7 protein-coding genes are annotated in these 7088 nt (G+C 59.2%); 2 read left to right on the forward strand and 5 right to left on the reverse strand.

Annotated features, from left to right (window positions below):
- Nucleotides 1–51: 51 nt before the first annotated feature.
- From AAFM29_RS10825 to soxR, 3 genes are all read right to left on the reverse strand, one after another.
- Complete coding sequence (locus tag AAFM29_RS10825) at nucleotides 52–2469, reverse strand: TonB-dependent receptor domain-containing protein (protein WP_341712817.1); 2418 nt, start codon at nucleotides 2467–2469, stop codon at nucleotides 52–54.
- A 404-nt stretch (nucleotides 2470–2873) separates the two neighbouring features.
- Complete coding sequence (locus tag AAFM29_RS10830) at nucleotides 2874–3233, reverse strand: UrcA family protein (RefSeq protein WP_341712818.1); 360 nt, start codon at nucleotides 3231–3233, stop codon at nucleotides 2874–2876.
- Nucleotides 3234–3936: 703 nt separating this feature from the next.
- Nucleotides 3937–4374: a redox-sensitive transcriptional activator SoxR gene (gene soxR, locus AAFM29_RS10835; protein WP_341712819.1), complete on the reverse strand. Its 438-nt coding sequence runs from the start codon at nucleotides 4372–4374 to the stop codon at nucleotides 3937–3939.
- Between the two features lie 114 nt (nucleotides 4375–4488).
- Here soxR and AAFM29_RS10840 point away from each other — a divergent pair, with 114 nt between their 5' ends.
- Complete coding sequence (locus AAFM29_RS10840; protein ID WP_341712820.1) at nucleotides 4489–4860, forward strand: VOC family protein; 372 nt, start codon at nucleotides 4489–4491, stop codon at nucleotides 4858–4860.
- Nucleotides 4861–5001: 141 nt separating this feature from the next.
- Nucleotides 5002–6258, forward strand: a complete 1257-nt coding sequence (locus tag AAFM29_RS10845; protein WP_341712821.1) for an amidohydrolase family protein — start codon at nucleotides 5002–5004, stop codon at nucleotides 6256–6258.
- Here the strand turns inward: AAFM29_RS10845 and AAFM29_RS10850 are convergent.
- Nucleotides 6233–6556: a metalloregulator ArsR/SmtB family transcription factor gene (locus tag AAFM29_RS10850; protein ID WP_341712822.1), complete on the reverse strand. Its 324-nt coding sequence runs from the start codon at nucleotides 6554–6556 to the stop codon at nucleotides 6233–6235. The two genes, AAFM29_RS10845 and AAFM29_RS10850, sit on opposite strands and share 26 nt — an antisense overlap.
- 47 nt (nucleotides 6557–6603) lie before the next feature.
- A partial coding sequence (locus AAFM29_RS10855) for an SOS response-associated peptidase family protein (protein WP_341712823.1) occupies nucleotides 6604–7088 on the reverse strand: 485 nt, incomplete at its 5' end.

The raw sequence follows: 7088 nt of genomic DNA on the forward strand, positions 1-7088 counted from the left end.
TATCTTGAATCACATCTCGCAGCGATTGTGAATCCAGTTTGTCAACAGGGCCTAGTTCGCCGCAAAGTCGAGGCCGCGAACCGTCACGTCCGGTCCGTTGACATACTGGGTCCGGACGCGCGCAATATCGAGCCCATTGGTCACGCCCTGGGTGCAAGCATTGCCAGAGAAAGTGATCAGATCGACCAAGGCGCTTGAGCAGTTTACCGGCGCGGTACCGCTGGTCTGCCCATTACCCACAAAGCTGGCGATCGCGTCAGCCGGTGTGATGACGATCTGGTCCTTGAACTCATAGGTCCAGAAGTCTGTGCTGAAGGTCAGTCCACCCGTCTCGACGATGAAGCCGAGGTTGTAGGTCAATGCGGTTTCAGGGTCGAGGTTCGGGTTGCCGTAGATATCGACCGATTTGTAGTTGCCGCCCGTCGCCGTCAGGCCTTGCAGAGCCGTAACGAAGTTGGGATCGACGTTGCTGGCCAAGGGCCCACGGAAGGTCGTACCGATAGAACCGCGCAGCGTCAGCCAATCGGTCGCTTCGAAGCGAACAGCAGCCTTCGGATTGATGGTTGACCCGATCGGGCTACCATAATCCTCGTAGCGGATGGCCGCGGTCAACTCGAGATTGTCGAGAATGGGCAGCTGGACTTCACCAAAGAAAGCATAGACGCTCTGGTCGAGAGAGACTGGACGCGTCCCGCCGAGGAAGATGAACGGTCCAACACCATCCGTAGCGGTGCCAACACAGCTCCGATCTCCCTCTTTGAAGCACGGATTGATATCCAGGTTCGACAGATCATTCAGCGGCCGGCTGATGAAGTTGTTCTTTCGGTACTGCGCACCGACAGCGAAGTTGACCTCACCACCGGGCAGTTGGAGCCCTGTGCCGCCAGCCAGCACGATGTCACCGACCCATTGTTCCTCACGCTGGAAAGTACCGTTCGGCACCTGGAGCCAGGCAACCAAGTCCGGGTCGTTCTCGAACCCCGGGACATAGAATGGATTGGCGATGTCCAGCGTCGGGTTGTTCGGCCCCGCCAGTACGAACGGGTTGAACCACTGGCAGCCGTTCTGTCCGGCAGTGGTGCCCGAACAATTCGGCCCACCGAAACCGTTCAGTGCGGCCTGCAATCGCGAGCCGACTATGCCAGGCGCGTATGCGGTTCGTGCCGAACGCCAATAGGTTCCATCGACGTTGAGGACGAGGTTCTCGCCCACATCAATTTCGAAGCCGGTCGAAACGCGCCATGCGTTGTTCTTGGCGAGGCCTTGCCCTGCCCCACGTTCCGGATCGCGCGGATTGCCGATGAAGCCGAAGGGACGATAATAGACATTCGTCACCGCCAGGACGGTTCCATTGGCACCGCCGGATAGCGGCAGACCTTTCTGGGCCAGGAATGCGGCGACTGCCGGATTATTCGGGGAAGTGCTGAAGGCGCTTACGAAACCCGAACCCTTCGGCCCCTGGGTGGGCGGGAAAGCCGGCGAATAGTTCAGGCTCTCGAGGTCGGTCTTGGCCCACAGCGCACCAGCATGCCAGCGGACCGAGTCCGATAGGTCGGCATCGGCCTGAGCATAGACCTGGTAGCGGTCCTCCTCCTCAGTGATGTTGTCGAAGGGGATATAGGTAAAGCGGCAGACCGGTGCGGTATAGAAACCACCCAGTTCGTTACAACCGCTGTCGGGGGCAAAGACCGTTCCGGCGCCAGAATATGTGACCGCGAACAGGCCGGGAGTCGCAAGCGCGGAATAGCCTGAAGCATTCTCGTCATAGCTCTGCGAAGTATAGGAGCGCTTGGTTGTCGCCAGCTCGGAACGATGTTGCCAGCCCGCGCCGACCATCACGTTCAGGTCTCCGAAGTTCTTTCCAACCAGTGCACTGACATTGTAATTGCCGTCCGAGCCGCTGATGAAGGTGTAATCGCCGGCTATTTCCACGCCATCGAAATTATTGCGCGTGATGAAGTTCGCTACGCCCGCGATGGCGTCCGAGCCATAAGTGGCAGCCGCGCCATCCTTGAGGATTTCGACGCGTTGCAGCGCGAAGAGGGGAATCAGGTTGGTGTCGGTAAAGCCGTCACCGGGTGCCTGGATCATGCGCTTGCCGTTCAACAATACGAGCGTGCGGGTCGCGCCAAGGCCGCGAAGATTGATCGAACCATTGCCCTGGAAACCCTGCGACGAGACCGAAAACTGGTTTGTATCGCCCAGAACCGAACCGACCGAAGGCAGTTTCTTGATGAGTTCGAGAGGAGAGGAAATGCCTTTGTTCTGAAGCTCTTCTGCAGAGACCACCGCAACCGGCACCGCCGCGTCCTCGGGTGTGCCGCGGATGTAAGAGCCAGTTACAACGATCCGGTTTTCGTCAGTCGCTTCGTCCTCAGCTGCATCTTGCGCAAGCGCAGGCACTGCTGAAAAGGCGGCAACCGTTAATGCACCGAGCGCACAGCTGTGGCGCAGACCCAATTTTCTCATAACACTCTCCCCTCACTCGGTTGTGCATTCGCACATACCGCTCCCATTGAAATTGAAACCTCATTACACTTTTTTGTCAAGACTCCGGGCCGCAATGCCGTAGCGTCGGCAATCGAGTACATACCCGTGCTTCGAAAAATCATTCAGCTGCAATCTGCCGATATTGCAGGCGTTCTCACGGCACCAAGGGACGAGAACTCAATTCCTTGGTCGGTCGACCGCCCATCTGGCGGGGAAAAATAGAGACTCATCGGCACGGGCTTCATTGCAGCTGCTCTGGCTGGCTGGGGCCGCAGTATCGACCCTAAAGGACAGCTACACGGAGAGGCGGCAGACAAGCCACTTCGCCCGAAACAGGGCCGGAAAAGGATACTCTGGGCAACCGCAGACCGCTGTATCGACTTTTACGATTCGCTTTTTGCTTTCCGCACGGCAGAATCCATCTGTGGCCTGGCACTCGCCCATGCTTCATCCCTACACGGTTTCTCCATCAGGGGGCCGTACAATGGAAGCGGCGACGGAATGCTGCACATGTCGTCGATAGCCCCACCGACTCTCTTTTCCATCTCCGCTTCGCCAGCGGCGGATTTGAGATCAAGGTCCCCGATAAACACGGTACGTACGATGACGTCGGGTGACGGATGCAATTTGCCAACGACGATGATCGGTGAGCGTTGCTCGGCTGGCTGCGACGACTGAGCAGTCGCGGTTCCGCTGGCCAATAAGGCTAATCCGAGCGGAACGAAGTATGACAATGGTTTCATACAGCTGCTCCTTCCTGGAACACTGGACCAAAACATTACTCCAATTCGATGCGAAGGTAAATCTCCGGAAGGCAACTGAATGTTTCCCCTACCAACGTCCAAGCAGTCGATGCGAATGTTGGGGTGGAACACATGCCGACGCCGCTGAGGGGCATGTCCGAATTCGATCCACCAGCCGCCCTCCGCTGCTGTGAGCTGAGGAGGGAACCAACTTAGTTGAATCATGAATAGTCTGGCATTCGCCGGGGCAAATGGAACACGCAACTGAAATAACTTGCGTTGTGCAATTATCGTTTATTTAGCTGATAGGAGAACGATTATTATCAATACTATCACATTGGTTTGATCCAGCGAAATTATATTCACAGCCGATTGGATTATTTTTAGCCTTTTTCATGACCGCAATGCCGATGGGCATATCCCGGTTCGGCAGGCACATGGTTCATGCGGATCTGTGCCACTTTCCCTAGATACTCAGTTGGACTGGATTTCTCTTTGGGCTGATCGTTTGGTCGGTTCTGGCAGAGATCATCAACTCGGGGATTGCGGCGGTCTACAATCGACTGCTCGGCTGATCGCCTGCAGACGCTCAGCCTGACGAGCACGACCTCAACGAGTTCTCAATGCGTTCAAAAGTCTTGGTGAAGGTGTGCCTTCCACAGCATCGATCACTACTATTGGATCGGCACCATTCCTTCAGGCCTCAGCGCAGCACCCGCGGGCCGCTGCCTTTCTCGCCCCATTTGTCGTCGGCGTTGTAGAGCGCGCATTTCTTGAGGCTCAGGCAGCCGCAGCCGATGCAGCCGTCGAGGTCTTCGCGCACTTTCTCCAGTTGCGCGATCTGGGAGTCGATCCGCTGGCGGATCGTCCCACTGATGCGCTTCCAGTCGCCGGCATTGGGCGTGCGGCCCTGCGGCAGGCGTTTCATTGCTTCCTCGATCTCACCGAGCGACAGACCCAGTCGCTGCGCGATCAGAATGAAGCTCAGGCGGCGGATGTCGCTGCGCGGATAGCGGCGTTGATTGCCGCCAGTGCGCCAGGGTTCGACGAGCCTCTTGTCCTCGTAGTAGCGGATCGCGGAGACACTGAGCCCGGTTCGCTGGGCAAGTTCGCCGATCGAGAGCAGATCGTTCGCTTTCATCGATCACAGCCATAGCGAAATTGACTCTTGACCTCAAGTTAGGTTTAGGTTGTATTTACATCGGCATCACCAATCCCCTGCTCTCGGATGCGGGGCAGCCGCAGGAGATGCACAATGCCCAAGGGCCAACTCGAACACGCCAATATCACCGTCACCGATCCCGAACGCAGCGCGAGGCTGTTCGGACAGTTGCTAGGCTGGCACGAGCGCTGGCGCGGCCCGTCGCAGCTTGGTGGTTGGACGATCCATGTGGGTGACGAGACCACTTATCTCGCGATCTACACCAACGAGAAGGCCAAGGGCGGCTTCGCCAAGGGCGTTCCGCTCAACCATGTCGGCCTGCTGGTCGACGATCTCGACGCAGCTGAGGCGGTAGTGGTGGAACACGGGCTCGAACCGTTCAACCATGCCGATTACGAACCCGGTCACCGGTTCTATTTCTTCGACTGGGACCGCATCGAATTCGAGGTGGTGAGCTATGAATGAAATCATGCCCCGCGAACCGATGTTCGCCCGCCGTGAGCGGGACGCCAGGCCAAAGGCCAAGCCGGCGCCCCGCCCTCTAGCAACACCCCATTCCCAATTAGAAAAGCTGGTGTATCGTCCCTCCTGACCAAGGGAGGTACCATGCATCGATTCCTGATCGCCACTGCCGCGCTGGCGCTTGCCGCACCGATTTCCGCCGAAACTGTCGCGGTCACCGCCGACCGCATGCTGGACGTCGAAACCGGCAAGTATCTCGCCAATCCGGTGGTGGTGATCGTCGATGGCAAGATCAGCAGCGTGACGTCGGGTGGAGCACTCCCTCAGGGCGCCGAACATATCGATCTTGCCGGGCACACCTTGCTGCCCGGACTGATCGACATGCACGTGCACCTCGACGGGCGACCCGAATATGGCGGCTACAGCGGCCTGGAATTCACCGACAACTTCTCGACGGTACTCGGGGTGATCAATGCCGAGCGGATGCTGCGCATCGGCTTCACCACGGTCCGCAATGTCGGCGATTCCAATTACAACGTGAAGGCTATCGACCAAGCAATCGAAGAATGGTGGACGCCGGGCCCGCGGATCGTCACCGCCAACTATGCGCTCGGCGCGACCGGCGGACATTGCGATGAAACCTTCCTGCCGCCCAGCTTTGGCGCCAAGAGCCCGGGTGTCGCCGATTCCCCCGAGGACTTCCGCGTCCGCGTGCGCGAACAGCGCAAGTATGGCGCCGAAGTGATCAAGGTCTGCGCCACGGGCGGCGTGTTCAGCCGCAACACCGAACCGGGCCAACAACAGCTCCACGAGGAGGAGCTCCGCGCCATTGCAGACGAGGCGCATTTCTGGGGCCTCAAGGTTGCCGCACACGCGCACGGCGCCAGCGGGATCAAGGCCGCGATACGCGCCGGGATCGACACGATCGAACATGCCAGCCTTATCGATGACGAGGGCATCCGCCTGGCCAAGGAGCGGGGCGCCTGGCTGAGCATGGACATCTACAACACCGACTATACCCAGCGCACCGGCAAGGCGAATGGCGTGCTGGAGGACAATTTGCGCAAGGATCGCGAGATCGCGCAGATCCAGCGCGACAACTTCCGCAAGGCCCACAAGGCAGGCGTGGGCATGGTCTTTGCCAGCGATGCCGGGGTGATGCCGCACGAGGAAGTGGGCGGACAATTCGCGATCATGGTCGAATACGGCATGACCCCGATCGAGGCGATCCGCGCGGCGACGATCGATGCGTCAAAGGCGTTGGGTCAGGAAGGTCAGGTCGGCGTGATCAAGCCCGGTGCCTGGGGCGACCTGATTGCAGTTTCGGGCGATCCTTTGGCAGACGTCAGCGAACTGGCCGACGTCGATGCAGTGGTCAAAGGCGGGATTCTGGTCGACTGACGCGTGCACCGGCAAAGCCGGCCATGGCGTTCATCGGGACTTCTTCGAACTGGCCCAGCCAGCGGCGCGCCATTTTCGCCAATGGCATGGGATTGAGGTAGTGCCGCTTGCACCGCCCGTCGCGTTCGCTCGCCACCAGTTCGGCGGCTTCGAGCACTGCCAAGTGCTTGGCCACGGCCTGGCGGGTCATCGGAAGGTCTTCGGAAAGATCGGATAGGGTCAGCCCGCCCTCCGCACTCAGCCGATCCAGCAGGAGCCGGCGGGTCGGGTCGGAAAGGGCGACGAAGGTATCCGTCATATGGACAAGGTTAAGATCGCCTTTCCGAGTCGCTCAAGCTCTGGGCCTTAGAGCAGGCCGACTTGTCCACGACCGGACCATGGTTCGCGCGTCCAGTCGAGCGCAAGTTCGCCTCCCCATGGGTGGCAAAGGGCGAAAGCTTCGTCAGGCGTGCCCTGCGTCCAGGTTGCGAGATCGCCCTCCTCCAGCAGCACCGGCATCCGCGTATGAACTTCTGCAGCGGCACCGGCGGCGTCGGTAATCACCATCGAATAGCATTCACCCCATTCGTCGGATTTGCGCCAGATGCCGGCTACCGCAAACAGTTCTGCATCGGGACGACTTAGCCAGCTGCGCGTCTTGGCGCCCTTCGGCCCTTCTGCTTCTGCCCAGGCAGTGACGGGAATCAGGCATCGGCGTTCTTCGAAACTGTAGCGCCAGAAGAAGCTCGACAGCTTGTCGGTCCGGGTGTTGTTGACCGGCTTGGGCTTGAGCGGCTGGCCTTCCTTACCCTTGAGGACAAGCGGGAAGCCCCAGCTCATCTGTCTGAGGC

Origin of the sequence: Erythrobacter sp., from assembly GCF_038133525.1 — a bacterium.
Taxonomy (GTDB): Bacteria; Pseudomonadota; Alphaproteobacteria; order Sphingomonadales; family Sphingomonadaceae; genus Qipengyuania.